Origin of the sequence: Brucella oryzae, from assembly GCF_041929965.1 — a bacterium.
GTDB lineage: Bacteria > Pseudomonadota > Alphaproteobacteria > Rhizobiales > Rhizobiaceae > Brucella > Brucella oryzae.
The window spans coordinates 96,423-115,528 of sequence record NZ_JBHEEO010000008.1; the positions used below are offsets into that span (position 1 = coordinate 96,423).

Below are 19,106 nucleotides of genomic sequence, written 5' to 3' on the forward strand. Positions count from 1 at the left end.
CAATAATGAACTGGCTAACAGCGGAAGAAGCCCTCGCCGTTCTTCAGACAAAGCCGCAGACACTTTATGCAAACGTTAGTCGGGGACGCATCCGTTCCAAACCATTGCCTGACGATCCCAGACGCAGCCTATACCGATCAGAGGACGTGCATCGCCTTGCCAGCAGGCGTCCCGGACGCAAGAGAGACAGTGCGGTTGCCGCTGATACCATTCGCTGGGGGCTGCCAATCATGCGCTCGGGCATTTCTACTATTATCGATGGCCGGCTTCTCTATCGTGGATGTGACGCTGCCGAACTATCTGAAACTGCCACACTGGAAGAGGTGGCGGCACTGTTGTGGCAGATGGATTTCGACAATTTAACCATCGGCAACAATGAAACAAATATGGTTGGCAACCAAATCGGTACCACGCCACTAGAACGGTTGTTTGCTGTTTTTGGTCTTCGCGCCGCTAACGATCTGCCGAGTTCTGGACGTTCCGCAGCGATTCTGCAGCGGGAGGCTTTCGGCCTGTTACAACTTTTCCATAATACTGTACTTGGTGTACCGTCATCCAATATGCCAATACACGAGCGCATTGCGCTAGCCTGGCAAAGGCCACGGGCAAGCGATCTGATCCGGCGTGTACTGGTTCTTCTTGCAGACCATGAACTCAATGCATCAACATTCGCCGCCCGCGTCGCGGCGTCGACGGGCGCGCCACTGTCTGCGGCGACTCTCGCCGGACTATCAACATTGATCGGCCCGCGACACGGACGCGCTGCTGCCACATCTGCCGCAATTGTTGTACAGGCCCGGGAAATAGGAGCGGAAGCAGCAATCAAAGACAAGCTTAGACAAGGGGCACAATTCCACTTCTTCGGTCACCCACTCTATCGCGAAACAGGCGATGCTCGCGCATCCGCATTGCTGGAACATCTGGAGTTGCCTACCCCCTACCGCGATCTGGAACGAAGCGCTACGGATATTCTCGGCGAGAAACCCAATGTCGACTTCGCGCTCGCAGCCGCAACAGAAGTCTATGATTTGCCTCTGGATGCGCCGCTGCTTCTGTTTGCTCTAGCGCGTGTTGTTGGCTGGCTGGCTCATGCGCTGGAGCAGGTCGATAACGGATCGTTTATAAGACCGAGAGCGGAATTCACTCCGCCCCTGGAATAGAAATGTTCACCAAGTATTGTTCACTTGGATAGCGTTTTCACCTGTAAAAGGTGGACATATGCACCCATGAACCAGAATCCGGTTGATCGAACCGCTTGCTTGGTGGCATGTCTCTAAAACTTGAACAAAATGCGAGGATCAAGCTGTGGACTTGGGCCTGAAGGGTCGAAAAGCAATTGTGTGTGCTTCCAGCAAAGGGCTTGGACGAGCCTGCGCTGAGGCGCTTGCCGAAGCTGGATGCGATATTGTTCTTAATGGACGAAATGAAGAAACGCTCGCTGCGACAGCAGACGCAATTCACAAGACATTTAGCGTAAAGGTTGTAGTCGTTGCTGCAGATGTATCTACCGCTGAAGGGCAGGCTAAACTGATTTCCGCCTGCCCGACACCAGACATTCTCGTAAATAATAATGGTGGTCCGGCTTTCAAGGATTTCCGTCTTCTTGATCGCGACGCCATCCTTCAAGGTGTGACACAAAACATGGTTACACCCATCGAGCTGATCAAGGCTGTTATTGATGGGATGGTCGAGCGCCGTTTTGGCCGCATCGTCAACATCACATCGACATCGGTATACGCCTCTATTCCCGGTCTTGATCTCTCGTCGGGAGCCCGCGCGGGCCTGACAGCATTTCTCGCTGGCATCGCCCGCACGGTCGCTGCCTCAAATGTGACAATCAACAACATGCTGCCTGGTGCGTTCGATACGGACCGTCTTCGCGGTGGTTTTGCATTCTCAGCCGAGAAAAATGGCACAACAGCGGAGATGGAAGCTGCGAAGCGGGCAGCGGCGATTCCTGCGGGACGGATTGGCCAGCCGAAAGAGTTCGGTCAAGCCTGCGCCTTCCTTTGCTCGGAACATTCCGGGTTCATTACCGGGCAGAATCTCGTTATCGATGGCGGCGCATATCAGAGTGCATTTTAACAGCAACAACCGATAGATCAGCAGATTTGGAAAAACTCATTCTCGAAAACGGGCCTACTGAGATTTGAGCCGATAGATTAAGAACAATAATGGCCCGGTGTGCGGAATCTACATGCAGAACCTGTATGCGAACGCCGCTCCACGTGCAAACGAGCTCTAGCTCTGCACGAGAAATTTTGGAAAGCGATGCGACCATGACCAAAAAAACACCTTCCACTTCCCGTTCAGATTTTGATGAAGCAGCCCTGTTCTTCCATCGTTATCCTAAGCCCGGAAAGCTGGAAATTCAGGCGACAAAGCCCCTTGGCAACCAGCGAGATTTAGCGTTGGCTTATTCGCCCGGCGTAGCCGCTCCCTGCCTCGCAATTCACGAAGACCCCGCAACTGCCGCCGAATATACCGCCCGCGGCAATCTCGTTGCTGTAGTGTCGAACGGCACCGCGGTTCTGGGCCTCGGCAATATTGGTGCACTTGCATCCAAACCGGTCATGGAAGGCAAAGCCGTCCTTTTCAAAAAATTCGCCGACATCGACGTATTCGACATCGAAATCGATGCGCATGAAATCGGTCGCATTGTCGACGTCGTTGCCGCTTTAGAACCGACCTTCGGCGGCATCAATCTTGAAGACATCAAAGCGCCTGAGTGCTTCGAGGTTGAAGAACAGCTTCGCGCGAAAATGAACATCCCTGTCTTCCATGATGACCAACATGGCACAGCCATCATCGTTGCGTCGGCAGTGCTAAATGGTTTGGAGCTTGCCGGCAAGAAAATCAGTGATGCCAAGATTGTTACATCAGGCGCCGGCGCTGCAGCCCTTGCCTGCCTCAATCTTCTTGTCAAACTCGGTGTCAAGCGCGAGAATATCTGGGTCTGCGATATTGAGGGCGTTGTATACGAAGGCCGTAACACGCTGATGGATCGCTGGAAGGAAGTTTACGCACAGAAGACGGATGCGCGTGTTTTGGCGGATGTCATCGGCGGTGCCGACGTTTTCCTTGGCCTTTCGGCGGCCGGTGTGCTGAAGCCTGAACTCCTGAAGCAGATGGCTGAGAACCCGCTCATCATGGCTCTCGCCAACCCGAAGCCGGAGATCATGCCGGAAGAGGCTCGTGCGGCCCGCGCTGATGCCATGATCTGCACCGGACGTTCAGATTATCCGAACCAGGTCAACAACGTTCTCTGCTTCCCTTATATCTTCCGCGGTGCCCTCGACGTTGGCGCGACTGCTATCAACGAGGAAATGAAGCTTGCAGCCGTTCGAGCGATCGCTGCCCTTGCCCGTGAGGAGCCTTCGGACGTCGCGGCGCGGGCTTATTCTGGCGATACGCCTACTTTCGGACCCGACTATATCATTCCGTCGCCATTCGATCAGCGCCTGATTCTGCGCATTGCACCGGCAGTCGCCAAGGCGGCTATGGACACAGGCGTTGCTACGCGCCCGATCGAAGACATGGAAGCCTATCTTGATCGTCTGAACCGCTTCGTCTTCCGCTCCGGTCTCATCATGAAGCCGGTTTTTGCCGCAGCCCGCGCGCAGGAAAAGCCGAAGCGCGTCATATATGCTGACGGCGAAGATGAGCGGGTGTTACGCGCTGCACAGGTCGTAATCGAAGAGCGCATCGCTGCTCCCATCCTCGTCGGACGCCCGCAGGTTATTGAAACGCGATTACGCCGCTACGGGCTCAAGATTCGCCCGGGAACAGATTTCGAGCTCATCAATCCTGAAGATGACCCACGCTATCGCGACTATGTCGATCTCTATTTATCCTACACCGGCAGACAGGGGGTAACACCGGAAGCGGCACGTACCATTGTCCGCACGAATTCGACCGCAATTGCCGCTCTTGCCGTTATGCGTGACGAAGCTGATGCCATGATTTGTGGTCTTGAAGGTCGCTTCGAACGCCACCTCCGCGTGGTGCGCCAGATTATCGGCAAGGTTCCTGGCATCCGCGACTATTCCGCTTTGAGCCTGCTCATCTCTCAGCGTGGTGCCCTCTTCCTCACAGACACTTATGTCAACGTAGAACCCAGCGCAAATGAAGTGGCCGAAATGGCAATCCTTGCGGCAAAGGAAATCAGCCGCTTCGGTATTGAGCCAAAGGCAGCTTTGGTATCGCATTCGAATTTTGGATCGAAAGAGTCGGTCAGCGCAGAAAAGATGCGTGAAGCAGCGGCAATTCTCGCCGAGAAGGCGCCAGAGCTAGAATCTGATGGAGAAATGCATGGTGATTCAGCTCTCTCGCAGGCGCTGCGCGATCGTGTATTCCCGAATTCGCGCTTGAAAGGCGAAGCCAACCTTCTTGTCTTCCCGAACCTCGATGCTGCAAACATCACGTTGAATGTGGTCAAGACGGTTACGGACGCTCTGCATGTGGGCCCAATTCTGCTTGGCGCGGCACGCCCTGCACACATTCTGACCCCTTCCGTCACTTCGCGTGGTGTGGTCAATATGACTGCGTTAGCGGTTGTAGAAGCCTTGCAGAAATCGGGAGAAACTCTTCGGAAGAAGAGATAAATCAAGCATACTGAGTTAGAAACAACAAATACAAACCTTTAACGGCGAGTACAACTAAATATACTCGCCGTTAATATTTAATTAACTATATTTTAAAAGCATGATAACACTCACACCATTTTCGAGGTTATTATGTCTAGTATTTCATTTAAACATAATAGAAGACTATCTTACCCTATACTCCTGATGTTTGCGGGGCTATTGACAGGCTGCACAACTATACCCTCCACAAAACTTTGTACACCGACCGAACAGAGGCAGCTAAAAAGGCAACTCCTCGCCACCCAATCACTCATAGATCGCAAGGAAGCCGAACTTTCTCGTTCGCGAAAAGACGCGGCTGAGGATCATTGCGTGGGGAGTTTGCTTACGCCAGCTGTCAAATCAGCCCGATGCACGAAACTGCTGGTGAGAACAAAGCGGCTTGCAACTGAAACAAAAATTCTGCGTGAGCGCCTCAACGAACTGGATCTGGCGCTTGTTGGGCGTACGTCACCGTCTAAGCATGTCAAATCGTGCAAAGCCTCGTGGGTAGTATCCCCTCAGAAGCCGCAATCAAAAATTGTTCACGTACCACAGCGGAAGCCTAAGGCAATAGCCCAATCGCACGTCAAAATGGCCAGCGCGATTGTACGGCCTGTCTATGAAATTCCCACACCGATTGAAGCCGAAGAAGTGGACCACACACCGTCCTCAACAGTGCCAATTTCGACAGCGCCAGTCTATGTTGCACCCGCTGCAATAACCCCACCTTTGGAACGCCCCTATACGGCGAATGCAAAAGTCAGGGTCGTCGGGTCAGAATTCTTTCCCGACCAATCAGCATTAACAAGTCAGCCAGTTCCGGTCCATGAGGCTGTCCCGTAAGCGCCAGCCGCAAAGGCATGAAAAGATTTTTGCCCTTGCGTCCCGTCGCAGCCTTCACGGCTTCAGTCCAGATTTTCCAGGTTTGTCGGTCCCACGGGGCGGGTGGCAGAAGAGCGAAAGCCTCTTTCAGGAAAGCGCGATCCTCTTCTGAGAAGTCCGGCATTTCTTGCAGATCACCATCAACGATAGACCACCAATGCGTAACATCCTTGAAACGATCGAGATTGCCTCGAACGGCCAACCAGAACGGCTCGGCCTTATCGCCCGAAATACCCAACGCGGCCAGACGCGATTGAGCATCCGAATAGGACATTTCGTGCAGAAGGGATCGATTGAGCGTATCCAGTTCCGCCGGATCGAACTTTGCCGAGGACTTCGATATCGAAGCCAGATCAAAACGCTCCGCGAGACTTGCCATATTGGGTGCTGCCGAAACATTTTCCGACGTGCCAATCAGAATGGCCAGCGAGGCGACTGCCATCGGCTCGAATCCGGCCTCGCGGAGCGATTCGACTGACAAGGCGCCGGTTCGCTTGGAAAGCCCCTCGCCCGAAATCGTCGTCAGCAGATTGTGGTGCCCGAAAACGGGTGCCTTAGCTCCAAGAGCTTCAAAGATTGAAATCTGCACGCCGGTGTTGGTTACGTGGTCGTCACCGCGGATGATGTGCGTAACGCCGAGATCTATATCATCGACCACCGACGGCAACGTGTAGAGATATGTGCCGTCCTCGCGCACCAGCACTGGATCGGACATTGAGGCCAGATCAACAGTCTGAGGACCGCGAACCAGATCGTCCCAATGGACCTCCGTACGCTTGGTATCGAACGGATCGGTATCGAAATTTGGCAGCAGGAAACGCCAGTGTGGTTTGCGCCCTTCGGCTTCAAAGGCTGCTCTCTCTTCTTCCGTCAGCTTTAGACCTTCGCGGCCGTATACCGGCGGCAGACGGCGAGCCAAGCGTAATTTGCGACGACGCTCCAATTCGTCGGCAGTTTCATAGCAGGCATAAAGCAGACCAGCCTGCTTGAGCTTCTCCACCGCCTCGCCATAAACGTCAAAACGCTTCGACTGATATTCGACACGATCAGGCTTAACGCCCAGCCAGTCGAGATCGATGGCAATTGCTTGCGCATATTCTTCTTTGGAGCGCTCAACATCAGTATCGTCATAGCGCAAAATGAATTTGCCGCCATTTTTCTGCGCGAAAAGCCAGTTTGAAAGCGCTGTACGCGTATTGCCAATATGAATATAGCCCGTCGGCGACGGAGCAAAACGAACGGTTACGGTCATTTCATTGTCTTTCAGCGGTCGCGGAAGCGGTTCGTTATAGGGTAGCGGCGATCACGTCCGAAATTCTTCTTGGTAATTTTGACACCGGGCGCCGATTGTCGACGCTTGTACTCAGCCAGATAGAGTAAATGTTCGATCCGTTGGACGGTTTCGAGCGCATGCCCACGCTCGGCAATCTCAGTGTTGCTCATTTCGTTTTCGACGAGACATTCAAGAATATCATCCAGAACCGGATAAGGTGGCAAGTTATCCTGATCCGTCTGATTTTCGCGCAGTTCGGCAGACGGCGCTTTGGAAATGATATTATGCGGAATCACCTCGCCTGACGGACCAAGAGCTCCGTCCGGCATATGGCTGTTGCGCCATTCTGACATCGCATAGACCTGCATCTTGTAGACGTCCTTAATTGGATTGAAGCCGCCGTTCATGTCACCATAAAGCGTCGCATAACCCACCGACATCTCCGATTTGTTGCCAGTAGTGACGACCATCGAACCGAACTTGTTCGAAACGGCCATCAAAATGGTGCCACGTGCGCGACTCTGCAGATTTTCCTCCGTCACCCCGCTCTCGGTTCCCTCGAAGAGCGGCTGCAATGCTTCCAGAAAACCTTCAACTGGCGCAGAGATTGGAACGATATCGTATCGTACACTGAGCGCTTTTGCACAATCAGCGGCGTCTTTCAGAGATTCGTCGGATGTGTAGCGGTAAGGCAGCATGATGCAGCGCACGCGATCCTTGCCCAAGGCGTCTACACCCAAAGCTGCACAGATTGCCGAGTCGATGCCGCCGGAAAGGCCCAGTACTACATCCTTGAAGCCGTTCTTGTTCACATAGTCTCGCAAACCCAGCATGCACGCGGAATAATCAGCTTCGAGCCCTTCAGGAAGAGTGGCCTTCTCACCTTCTTCGCAGCGCCAGCCATCAATCTCTTTGTGCCAGGTGATCAGCGTGATCTGCTCCGCAAATTGCGGCATTTGCAGGCAGAGCGATCGGTCGGCGTTAAATGCGAACGATCCACCATCAAAAACAAGTTCATCCTGTCCACCAACTTGATTGGCATAGACCATCGGTAATTCGGTTTCGATTACCTGCTTCAGGACAATCTGATGACGTCGATCCATCTTGGCGCGGTGATAAGGCGAACCGTTCGGTACGAGCAAAATCTCTGCGCCACTCTCAGCCAGCGTTTCAGCTACACCGAGTTCACCCCAAATATCTTCACAGATGGGAATCCCAATTCGAACACCTCGGAAATTAACCGGTCCTGGCATTGGGCCAGCTTGAAATACGCGCTTCTCGTCGAACTCGCCATAATTGGGCAAATCAACCTTGAACCGTTCAGCGATCACCTCTCCGGCATCCAGAACTGCGATGGAGTTGTGAAGTCCGCCTTCACGATTGAGTGGTGTTCCGATGATGACACCTGGCCCGCCATCGGCCGTGTCACTTGCAAGTTCACGTATGGCTTTTTCGCAAGCTTCGAGGAAGGACGGCTTCAGAACCAGATCTTCCGGCGGATAACCGGAAATGAACAGTTCGGTGAATAAAATAAGATCGGCCTTCATCCTGGCGGCCTCTGCGCGTGCCGCGCGTGCCTTGGTGAGGTTTCCGGCGATATCGCCCATAACGGGATTAAGCTGCGCGATGGCAATACGGAGCATGGCAAGATTCTCGTGAGAGGCTAACATGCCCAAGCTTTAGCGCGCTTGGGCGAGCAAATGCAACGGAAGCAAACAACGATCCCTTTGTTTGTCAGGCCAGATATGTATTGACGAGAATATAGCCCCAGATCGCGACGACGAACGCAATGGAAATCAGAACAGCGAGCGAGCCGCAGTCCTTTGCAATCTGAATTTCCTTGTGAAAATCCCGCGAAACGGCGTCACACGTCGCCTCAATACCCGTGTTCAGTACTTCCACAAGGATTAGGAAGAGGATCGATCCGGTCATGAAGAGAAATGCAAGCCAGGTCGGTGCGAGAAAGAACGCCACCGGCAGAGATAGAAGAAACAGCACCAGTTCCTGTTGAACAGCCTTTTCATGTCCCGCAAGATACTTCAATGCTCGCATGGAATTGAGAAAAGCCAGAAAAATGCGCTGCATCATTACCCTCAATCAAATTGGTTATAGCATCAGTTCAAAGATCGGGATCGATTTACGGAAAGCATAAAGGCACTTATGCAACCGTTCGGAGGCATGCCCCCTAAGGCAATCAATAGGTGAGTTTCTCCGAAATGCAACAGGGCGGAGATCGTAACCTCCGCCCTGCAAGCTCTAGTATGTTAGAAACAGGTCAGGCACTCGCGACCTGCTTGTCAACTCCAGCATCACGCTCCTTCTTGAGAAGCTCAGCCAACAGAAACGCCAGTTCCAGTGCCTGATCGGCATTGAGTCGTGGATCGCAATGCGTGTGATAGCGGTCGTGCAAATCTTCTGCCGAGATCGCACGCGCGCCACCGGTGCATTCCGTCACATTCTTGCCGGTCATTTCGACATGGATACCGCCCGGATGCGTACCTTCAGCGCGATGAATCGCGAAGAACGATTCCACTTCCTTGAGGATGCGGTCGAACGGACGCGTCTTGTAGCCACCGGCGGTGATCGTATTGCCATGCATCGGATCGCATGACCACACGACTTTGCGGCCTTCCTTTTCGACGGCACGAATAAGCTGCGGCAAATGATCGCCAACCTTATCGTAGCCAAAGCGTGCAATCAGCGTCAATCGCCCAGCTTCATTTTCCGGGTTCAGAAGATCGATCAGACGAACGAGATCATCCGGCTGCAGAGATGGGCCACATTTGAGACCGAGCGGATTCTTGATGCCGCGGCAGTACTCGATATGGGCATGATCGGCCTGACGTGTGCGGTCGCCGATCCAGATCATGTGGCCGGACGTGCCGTACCAGTCACCGGAAGTGGAGTCCACGCGGGTCAGCGCTTCTTCATATCCAAGAAGCAGAGCCTCATGGCTGGTGTAGAAATCCGTTTCACGCAGCGAATGATTGCTGTCAGCCGTAATGCCGATCGCACGCATGAAGTGCATGGTTTCGGAAATACGCTGCGCCAGAGCTGCATAGCGTTCTGCCTGAGGGCTCTTGCCGACAAAGCCGAGCATCCACTGATGAACATTCTCCAGATTAGCATAGCCTCCCTGCGCAAATGCACGCAGCAGGTTAAGCGTAGCCGCCGACTGGCGGTATGCCATATCCTGACGCTGCGGATCGGGAATGCGCGATGCCGAGTCGAACTCAATACCGTTGATGATGTCTCCACGGTAAGACGGCAGTTCCACGCCATTCAGCGTTTCCATGTCCGATGAGCGTGGCTTGGCAAACTGACCCGCAATACGGCCTACCTTCACGACTGGCTTCGAAGCACCGAATGTGAGCACGACAGCCATCTGAAGAAAGACGCGGAAAAAGTCGCGGATATTATCCGCGCCGTGTTCGGCGAAACTTTCGGCGCAATCGCCGCCCTGGAGCAGAAAAGCCTTGCCTTCCGCCACTTGGGCCAGTTGCTGCTTGAGCTTGCGCGCTTCACCTGCAAAAACCAGCGGCGGATAGGTGCGAAGACGGGACTCAACGTCGTTCAAAGCCTGTGCGTCCGGATAAAATGGCACTTGCTTGATCGGCTTGTTTCTCCAGGAATGTGGGGTCCAGTTCTTCGTCATTTGAGCACCTGTTGCTTCTATCCGCTCGATTTCTCTCGGATTATATCCTCCTTACACGAAAGCCGGAATTCCTTGAGCGGCAGCCTGCATCTGACAAGGATGACAGCCTGCCCCGGAAATCCGGCGCGCGTGATCGGGCTGATATAATGCAGGCTGAGACTTTATGCCAGCAATATTCGTTAACCGAAGAAACCGGTGGCGAAAGATTCAACCCTCGACCTTCTCGCCATTCACGACACGATAGGTCGGCTTGTACATCGTGACCAGCTCTTCGGCTGCGGTCGGATGCACGGCCATAGTGCGATCGAAGTCATCTTTGGTGGCACCGGCCTTGAGCGAAATGCCCAGGAGTTGAGCCATTTCACCGGCGTCAGGTCCCATAATATGGGCGCCGACGACCCGGCGGCTCGCCGCGTCGACGATGAGTTTCATCAGCATTTTTTCATTGCGGCCGGACAGCGTGTTCTTCATCGGGCGGAACAGCGCTCTATAAACCTCGATCTCTGGATACTTCTTCGCGGCCTCATCTTCAGGCAAGCCAACCGTACCGATCTCCGGTTGCGAAAATACGGCTGTTGCGATCAACTCATGATCCGGCTTTGTCGGATTATCCTTAAAGGCAGTTTCGAGGAAGCACATGGCTTCATGAATTGCCACTGGCGTTAGTTGAACGCGGTTTGTAACATCACCCACCGCCCAGATGTTCGCGACATTGGTACGCGAATAATCATCGACCGGTATAGCGCCGATTTCGTCCGTCTTCACTCCGGCTCTTTCCAGCCCAAGACCAGTCGTATTGGCCCTGCGCCCAATAGCCATCATTGCCTGACCGACTTCTAATGTTTCGCCATTGTTCAGCGAAATTCTCAGAGTGCCGTTGGACTGCTTTTCGATTTTCTCGAAAACGGCTTCGCAAATGACGCGGATACCTTTCGTTTCCATCGTTTCATGCAAAAGATGGCGCAGGTCCGGGTCGAAACGGGAGAGAATTTCTTTGCCTCGATAAACAAGTGTCGTTTCGACACCAAGGCCATGGAATATGTTTGCGAACTCAACAGCAATATATCCGCCACCCGCAATGGCAATCGCTTTAGGCAGTTCAGCAAGATGGAATACTTCATTGGAGCTGATGCAATATTCATGGCCAGGCAGAGTTTCAGGCATGCTTGGATGCCCACCTGTCGCAATCAATATCTGGTCAGCCGTGACATGGCGACCGTCTGCCTTTAATTCGATCGTATGTTCATCAATTAGTTCGGCACGGCCAGTGAAAATCTCGACATTGGATTTCTCGAGCCCTCTGGTATAGAGCCCCTCAAGCCAAGCAATCTCCCTGTCCTTAGCATCGATTAGTTTCTTCCAATCGAATGTCGAAGTGCCAACATCCCAGCCGTAACCGGCTGCATCTTCAAAATATTCGGGAAACTGGGAAGCATAGACGAAAAGTTTCTTTGGCACACAACCGCGAATAACACAGGTCCCACCCATGCGATATTCTTCCGCAAGACCGACCTTTTTCCCCATTGCCCCGGCAAGACGTCCTGCCCTGACACCACCGGAACCGCCGCCAATAACAAAAAGATCGTAGTCATAGCCGGTCATGGAATTCTCCAATAAATATTACGTTGGCCAATATGTAGGCAAAAGAAAAAGCCCGGCCAAGAGACCGGGCTTTCAAATTCAGCGTTACCGCACCAAATTACTGCTGTGCAGGCTGTGCTGGAGCAGCTGCAGCGCCAGCCTGAGCGGCCAGAACTTCGGCCACGCCGGTTGCCAGATCGCGGGCGATGCCGTTCTGCCAGATATTCGCAGCCTTCACCACTTCACGCGTTACGATCGGACCTTCCGACAGGAGCTTCTTTCCCGCGGGCGACGTATAGAATGCTGCAATGGCTTTCAGCTCATCTTCAGAAAAAGCTTTCGCATAGGCTCGGGCGGATTCGGTTTCGAGATCGGCACGACGGGAAGCAAGAGCAAGAGCCTTGTCATCGACCGTCTTGGTGATGAGGGCTTCCAGATTTGGATCCTTCTGGATCAGTTCGCCCTTCAGGGCGCGGGCAGCATTCGGTAGAATTTCGTCGAATTGCTCGGTAGCATCAATTGCAGAAATAGCAGCGCGGGCAGCTTCCAGATGAGATTCGCTGATTTCCTGTGCAGATGCCGCATGAATGCCCGACATCAGTACGAGCGCGGAAAACGGTGCAATCAGACGGCGAAAGCCAGTTGCCGGGATCATAGGTCAATACTCCGTTCAATCAGTTCAAGACCGGTTCATGGTGCGGATGCCGTCGTTGCCAGCAATCACTGCCGCACGCGCCAGTCCGATGAAAAGTCCGTGCTCGACAACGCCTGGAATTGCGAAGAGAGCGTTAGATAGTGTCTTTGGATCGGGAATGCGGCCAAAAGATGCATCCACGATATAATGGCCACCATCTGTTACGAAGGCCGAGCCATCCTTTAAACGCAGCGCCAGCGGGCCTGCAAGACCACACTTTGCAGCTGCTTCTTCAATCGCGCGCATGGTTGCGCCGAGACCGAAACAATTGACTTCCACAGGTAGAGGGAAACGCCCAAGCGTCTCCACCACCTTCGAGCTGTCAGCAATAACGATCATTGCATCCGATGCGGCGGCAACAATCTTTTCACGAAGAAGAGCTCCACCGCCGCCCTTGATGAGCGAAAGATCGGCGTCGACTTCATCGGCACCATCCACGGTAAGATCGAGATGAGGCGTTTCATCGAGTGTCGTCAGTGGAACGCCCAGCTCCTTACAAAGCTTCGCAGTGCGTTCAGAGGTGGGTACGCCAATGATCTTGAAGCCGCTACTTACCCTTTCGGCAAGCAGACGAACGAACTCCTCGGCAGTTGAACCGGTACCGATCCCCAGCCGCATTCCATCCTTGACGTGCGTAAGTGCTTCTGCGGCGGCTGCAATTTTCAGCTTGCGAGCTTCATCCATACCCAAGTTCCCGATAATCCCTGCGGATTCTCATTATCATCCGGTTCGCCTCTAGCATGCGGGCGCAGCACAACAAAGCGCCTATTCGAACTATGACGCAGAATTTCGGGTTTTAAGCAAATCTGATCACGAGGTTGAGCCGTAGACGACAATCAGATAGGAATTCCTTATTCCTCATTTCAAACACGAGAAGCTAATGTCCGCTGCTAATCTCAAGCCCATCATCGTTTTCGATCTCGACGGAACCCTCATCGATACAGCACCCGACCTTCTCGACAGCCTCAACCACTGCCTCGCCATATCAGGCCTGCAAACAGCCGACCGTGAATCGTTGCGAAGATTCGTCGGCCAAGGTGGTCGTGTTATGATCGAGCGGGCTTTCGCAGCGCAGCAAAAACAGGCCGATGAAGTGCAACTCGACAATCTGGTAGAAGAGTTCCGCGAACATTATGCCGATCATATGCCGGGACATTCGACGTTCTTTCCAGGCGCACTGGAAGTAATGGACCGGTTCTCGGCACATGGTTACGAACTGGCCGTCTGCACCAACAAGTTTGAAGCCTTGTCGGTCAAACTCCTGACTTCAATGGGTGAAGCGGGGCGATTTGCGGCGATTTGCGGCGCTGATACCTTCGCCTATCGCAAGCCTGATCCGCGCCATCTTACCGAAACAATCGCGCGGGCGGGTGGTAATCGCGAACGCGCCATCATGGTTGGAGATAGCCGCACCGATATAGATACGGCAAAAGCGGCCGGTATCCCCGTTATTGCCGTTGACTTCGGATATACCGATCTTCCCGTGCAGCATTACGATCCGAGCCGCGTTATTTCGCATTTTGACGAGTTCACCCTCGAAATGGCCCGACAACTCATCGAGGCGGTCACAGACCCTGTATAGAGAGAGAATGGCACATGATAGCGCAACGTTTTCTTATATTTGGCATCGCTTTCTCGTCGATACTATCAACAGCGTCTGCAAATAATGGCTCACCGGGCCTGCCGGGCGTTAAGGCTCAAAAACCCATCGTATCCGCTCCGCCAGCTGCTCCTGAACCGGATCAGGCACCAAACGGTAATTGGAAGAATTTTCGTGTGGGCAATACTGACGTTTCGATTTCTGGCAGTATCACAATAGATGTCGGCACCAAGAACAGCAGGATATCCGGTCGTTAATTCCGAGAAGACCGTTCTAACGCCGATAGTACCTTCGGAAGCTGAGCAGGCAAATCATCGGCGATAAGACCGTGACCGAAGCGGCGTGCGGCATCTGCATGTATCCATACGGATGCACAGGCAGCCGCAAATGCAGGCATGCCCTGCGCAAGTAAACCGCATACAATACCCGTTAAAACATCACCTGACCCCGCTGTGGCCAGCAAAGGGGTTCCATTGGCGTTGACCACCGCCAACCCATTCGGTTCAGCAATCACAGTATCCGGCCCTTTATATATAATGATCGCATTGGCACGCTTTGCAGCTTCACGGGCCTTGCCGATCTTTGATGCAGAACTCTTTGCGATATCTGGAAACAGTCGCCGAAACTCTCCCTCATGCGGCGTCAGGACAAGCGCAGTCTTAGCATGTTGCCGCCTATCGAACAGCTCAGTTGGTTTCTGTTCAAAAGCCGTAATCCCGTCGGCATCCAGAACCAGACCGTGAAATCCTTCCAGTTCACTACTTGCGAGAAACAAGGCGTGGTCACGCGCGAATGCCGGATTTTCAAATCCTGGCCCGAGTGCTGCGGCAGCGACCTTGCGTCCGGCAAAGAACAGCCGAACATCCTTTAAACCGCGCGTTTCTCGGACCATGATGCTGGTCAGATGCGCGGCATTGACCGCCATTGCGTCGGGGGGAGACAAAAGCGTTACCGCACCGGCCCCGCTACGAGCCGCAGCAAGCGCTGACAGACGTGCAGCGCCAGTCGAATGAGCACCACCGGAAAATACTGCTGCGTGGCCGCGACTATATTTATAAGCATCAACACCAAGCACCGGCAGGGTGCTTTCCCAAAGCTCCGGAGCATTCTCGAAAACATGCGGTTCGATCGCGGCAAGTATGTGATCGGGAATACCAATATCCGCGACATGAAGAACACCGCAACGTCCCCTTCCTGGCTGCAAAAGATGCCCCGGCTTTTTACGAAAAAACGTGACCGTCGCCCGCGCGCGAATTGCCGTTCCCAGTATGTCGCCACTTTTTCCCGATATGCCGCTTGGCAAATCAACCGCCACGACCGGCAGGTCGGATGCATTGACTGCATCGATCGCCACAGCTTCGGCGCCGTGAATGCCACGATCCAATCCTGCACCGAATAAGGCATCGATTACACCGCCAAAACTCGCGGCTGAAAATTCGCTAAAATTGGAAACGGTTCCCTTGTAGAAAAGCGACGCGCGCATGGCGTCAGAACCCTTGCGAGGTAATGCCGACGCGAAACATACGACTTCAAAACCCGCCTCCAGCAGGAACTGTGCCGCGATATAGCCGTCGCCACCATTGTTGCCCGGCCCGCACAGGACAGCGACAGGTGCTTTGCGCGGAAACATCCGTTCTGCCACATCCGCGACAGCGCGTCCCGCCGCAAGCATGAGCGAGAATCCATCCTTGATTCCACTCGCGATGGTCTGGCGATCAGCTTCTGCCATTTCCTGCGGTGTCAGCAACTCGTACATCACGTCTCTTTTCAAAACGGTTTCGAGGCATGATTAAATACGCGGCGCCGAACTTTATGCAAGTTTGCCCTGTTTTGATGCAATATGACTAATTTTTAGCCAACCTCACTGGAATGGTAGAATCTATTTCATTATCCCTCAGCGGAGTCCCGCTTGCACAAGCGTTGTTAATAGTGCCACTGTGCGTCCGGATGAGTGAAATCGAAGAAAATTCACACAGGACCTCAAACTGGCACACTTCATGCTTCTTTATTGGTGAAGCGGGCACAATGTCCATTTCCGAAGAAAAGCGGAGACCATTCTCTGATGAAAAAGATCGAAGCCATCATTAAGCCTTTCAAGCTAGATGAAGTGAAGGAAGCCCTTCAAGAAGTCGGCTTGCAAGGGATCACCGTCATTGAAGCCAAAGGCTTTGGACGACAGAAAGGGCATACCGAGCTTTACCGAGGCGCCGAATATGTAGTCGACTTCCTTCCCAAAGTGAAAGTTGAAGTCATCGTCGCTGATGAAACCGTGGACGGTGCTATCGAAGCCATCCGCAAGGCTGCCCAGACAGGGCGCATCGGCGACGGTAAGATTTTCGTCTCCAACATCGAAGAAGTTATCCGTATCCGTACCGGTGAATCCGGCGTGGATGCCATCTGATCATACCTGCGTACAATCCATCGTCGTGCAAACAGGAAATTAAAATGACGACTGCCAACGATATTCTCAAACAAATCAAAGACAACGACGTCAAGTTCGTCGACCTTCGCTTCACCGACCCGAAGGGCAAGCTCCAGCACGTCACGATGGATATCGGCCTCGTCGATGAAGAAATGTTCATTGATGGCGTTATGTTCGACGGCTCTTCGATCGCTGGCTGGAAGGCCATCAACGAATCCGACATGGTTCTGATGCCCGATCCTACGACAGCCCACATCGACCCGTTCTTCGCCCAGTCCACACTGGTCGTTCTTTGCGACATTCTGGACCCGATCTCCGGTGAAGCTTACAGTCGTGATCCGCGCACGACCGCAAAGAAGGCCGAAGCCTACATGAAGTCGCTTGGCATCGGCGACACGGTCTACGTCGGTCCAGAAGCCGAATTTTTCGTCTTCGACGACGTGAAGTACAAAGCCGATCCGTACAATACCGGCTTCAAGCTCGACTCGACCGAACTGCCGTCCAATGATGACACCGACTATGAAACCGGCAATCTCGGCCACCGTCCGCGCGTCAAGGGCGGCTACTTCCCGGTTCCGCCGATCGACAGCGCTCAGGACATGCGTTCCGAAATGCTCACTGTTCTGACGGAAATGGGCGTAACGGTTGAAAAGCACCACCATGAGGTGGCGGCGGCACAACACGAACTCGGTGTAAAGTTCGACTCACTCGTTCGCAACGCCGACAAGATGCAGATATTCAAATACGTGGTGCATCAGGTTGCCAATGCCTATGGCAAGACAGCAACCTTCATGCCAAAGCCGATTTTCGGCGACAATGGCTCAGGCATGCATGTTCACTTCTCGATCTGGAAAGACGGCAAGCCAACATTTGCCGGCAATGAATATGCCGGTCTTTCGGAAAACTGCCTGTTCTTCATCGGCGGCGTCATCAAGCACGCCAAGGCTGTGAATGCATTCACTAACCCGTCGACAAATTCGTACAAGCGTCTGGTTCCAGGCTATGAAGCTCCAGTCCTGCTGGCTTATTCGGCTCGCAACCGTTCAGCTTCCTGCCGCATTCCGTTTGGCAATTCGCCGAAATCGAAACGTCTGGAAGTTCGCTTCCCCGATCCGGCTGCAAACCCTTATTTGTGCTTTGCTGCCCTGCTGATGGCTGGTCTTGATGGCATCAAGAACAAGATTCATCCGGGTCAGGCCATGGACAAGGATCTTTACGATCTGCCTGCGAAGGAACTGAAGGAGATTCCGACCGTCTGCGGTTCGCTGCGCGAAGCCCTGCAATCGCTCGACAAGGATCGCGAGTTCCTCAAGGCCGGCGGCGTTTTCGACGACGATCAGATCGACAGCTTCATCGAACTCAAGATGGCCGAAGTGATGCGTTATGAAACGACGCCGCATCCGGTCGAGTACGACATGTACTACTCGGTTTAAGAAAACCGCGCGGGCGCTAATCCGTCCGCGCGGTTTCTTTTGTTTTCACCGAGGGGAACGACGCGCAACATTTTGATGATTGCGCGCGCAAAAGAAAACCCGGCATCGCCGGGTTTTCTTCATTAGACCAATGCGATAGACCTGATAGTTAAAGTGCTTCAAGCACGCGGGCGGCCATCATCATTTCGATTTCGCGGTTCTTGCGCCGCTCCACGGCTTCCGCGTCCGATCCCCAGTGTTCAATGGTCCAATCCTCATCGAGGTGTGCCAGCTTCCAGCCTTGTTCCGCGGTAACTTCACCCTTCGCTATAGCCAGTGCAATGATCGCCGACCCGGTCAGCGTCGTCATCGTATGCAACGACGCCAGCGCAATTGGGTCTTTGAAGGCGGTCAGATGAACACCGAATGCCGCTATCGTTTCACGCGATTGCGCGATATGCATCACACCTTCCGCAAGTGAAAAACGAGCGCCAAGGCCTTCCATCCAGTCGATAAGCGGATCCCACTGCAGGGTCTGACGAGAAACGAGCTCTTGTGGGCTATCGGCGCGATAGCAAAGCATGTCAGTCCCTGCAAAACGCAAAATATCCTCGAATACTGCTTGCGGATCCTGCGCAATTCCGTCAATCGCTGTATTGACGAGGCGGGTAGCAGGCATCTTTGCCGGATCAATGACCTTTTCCTGAGCGGTAAATTCATCCGCAACGGTCTGCGCTGCCGTCTTGGTTGGCAATAGCAGAAGGTTTCGCGCCGGCGTCTTGACCGGACGACCATCCAGATGGACCGCAAAACCGCCTTCAACTTCCGCCACTTCCACCTTTTTGTAGAAGCGTTTGGGCAGCTGCGCCAACATCTGCTTTTGTGCCCGCACGATCGGATTCTCGTCCGAAAGCTGCTTTCCTGTTTCGAGATCACTTAAGATATCACGCATAGATCAG

Annotated in this window: 15 protein-coding genes; 6 read left to right on the forward strand and 9 right to left on the reverse strand. The window is 53.5% G+C overall.

Features of this window, described 5'->3' with window-relative positions; all coding sequences use genetic code 11:
* Positions 1-5: 5 nt before the first annotated feature.
* From JNC70_RS10790 to JNC70_RS10800, 3 genes are all read left to right on the forward strand, one after another.
* A complete protein-coding gene (locus JNC70_RS10790; RefSeq protein ID WP_104756297.1) occupies positions 6-1,160 on the forward strand; it encodes a citrate synthase in 1,155 nt (384 codons plus the stop codon).
* Between the two features lie 145 nt (positions 1,161-1,305).
* Positions 1,306-2,085 (forward strand): SDR family oxidoreductase, encoded by a 780-nt coding sequence (locus tag JNC70_RS10795; RefSeq protein WP_104756298.1) that lies wholly within the window; start codon positions 1,306-1,308, stop codon positions 2,083-2,085.
* Between the two features lie 194 nt (positions 2,086-2,279).
* Positions 2,280-4,604 (forward strand): NADP-dependent malic enzyme, encoded by a 2,325-nt coding sequence (locus JNC70_RS10800; protein ID WP_104756425.1) that lies wholly within the window; start codon positions 2,280-2,282, stop codon positions 4,602-4,604.
* 784 nt (positions 4,605-5,388) lie between these two features.
* On the opposite strand, the gene gltX is transcribed toward JNC70_RS10800, so the two are convergent.
* From gltX to rpiA, 7 genes are all read right to left on the reverse strand, one after another.
* On the reverse strand, positions 5,389-6,762 hold the full coding sequence (gene gltX, locus JNC70_RS10805) for a glutamate--tRNA ligase (RefSeq protein WP_104756300.1): 1,374 nt from the start codon (positions 6,760-6,762) through the stop codon (positions 5,389-5,391).
* 11 nt (positions 6,763-6,773) lie between these two features.
* Positions 6,774-8,453, reverse strand: coding sequence for an NAD+ synthase (locus tag JNC70_RS10810; protein ID WP_104756301.1), 1,680 nt, complete (start codon positions 8,451-8,453; stop codon positions 6,774-6,776).
* Between the two features lie 64 nt (positions 8,454-8,517).
* Positions 8,518-8,868, reverse strand: a complete 351-nt coding sequence (locus JNC70_RS10815) for a diacylglycerol kinase (RefSeq protein ID WP_104756302.1) — start codon at positions 8,866-8,868, stop codon at positions 8,518-8,520.
* A 190-nt stretch (positions 8,869-9,058) separates the two neighbouring features.
* Positions 9,059-10,438 carry a class II 3-deoxy-7-phosphoheptulonate synthase gene (locus tag JNC70_RS10820; RefSeq protein ID WP_104756303.1) on the reverse strand — a complete coding sequence of 460 codons (1,380 nt, stop codon included), beginning with the start codon at positions 10,436-10,438 and terminating at the stop codon, positions 9,059-9,061.
* Between the two features lie 207 nt (positions 10,439-10,645).
* Positions 10,646-12,040 (reverse strand): glutathione-disulfide reductase, encoded by a 1,395-nt coding sequence (gor, locus tag JNC70_RS10825; RefSeq protein WP_104756304.1) that lies wholly within the window; start codon positions 12,038-12,040, stop codon positions 10,646-10,648.
* 97 nt (positions 12,041-12,137) lie between these two features.
* Positions 12,138-12,674, reverse strand: coding sequence for a DUF2059 domain-containing protein (locus JNC70_RS10830; RefSeq protein ID WP_104756305.1), 537 nt, complete (start codon positions 12,672-12,674; stop codon positions 12,138-12,140).
* Between the two features lie 24 nt (positions 12,675-12,698).
* Entirely contained in the window at positions 12,699-13,397 is a 699-nt protein-coding gene (gene rpiA, locus JNC70_RS10835; protein WP_104756306.1) for a ribose-5-phosphate isomerase RpiA, read from the reverse strand.
* Positions 13,398-13,593: 196 nt separating this feature from the next.
* Between rpiA and JNC70_RS10840 the strand changes: the two genes are divergently transcribed.
* Positions 13,594-14,295, forward strand: coding sequence for an HAD family hydrolase (locus tag JNC70_RS10840; protein ID WP_104756307.1), 702 nt, complete (start codon positions 13,594-13,596; stop codon positions 14,293-14,295).
* A gap of 271 nt (positions 14,296-14,566) precedes the next feature.
* Here the strand turns inward: JNC70_RS10840 and JNC70_RS10845 are convergent, their stop codons facing one another.
* A complete protein-coding gene (locus tag JNC70_RS10845) occupies positions 14,567-16,069 on the reverse strand; it encodes an NAD(P)H-hydrate dehydratase (RefSeq protein ID WP_104756309.1) in 1,503 nt (500 codons plus the stop codon).
* Between the two features lie 306 nt (positions 16,070-16,375).
* Between JNC70_RS10845 and JNC70_RS10850 the strand changes: the two genes are divergently transcribed.
* Together JNC70_RS10850 and glnA are read left to right on the forward strand one after the other, a co-directional pair.
* Positions 16,376-16,714, forward strand: a complete 339-nt coding sequence (locus JNC70_RS10850) for a P-II family nitrogen regulator (RefSeq protein WP_007874909.1) — start codon at positions 16,376-16,378, stop codon at positions 16,712-16,714.
* 44 nt (positions 16,715-16,758) lie between these two features.
* Positions 16,759-18,168 carry a type I glutamate--ammonia ligase gene (gene glnA, locus JNC70_RS10855; RefSeq protein ID WP_104756310.1) on the forward strand — a complete coding sequence of 470 codons (1,410 nt, stop codon included), beginning with the start codon at positions 16,759-16,761 and terminating at the stop codon, positions 18,166-18,168.
* 148 nt (positions 18,169-18,316) lie between these two features.
* Here the strand turns inward: glnA and JNC70_RS10860 are convergent, their stop codons facing one another.
* The gene (locus JNC70_RS10860) at positions 18,317-19,099 is read right to left on the reverse strand and encodes an ATP12 family chaperone protein (RefSeq protein WP_104756311.1); all 783 of its coding nucleotides are present in this window, start codon (positions 19,097-19,099) and stop codon (positions 18,317-18,319) included.
* Positions 19,100-19,106 lie beyond the last annotated feature (7 nt).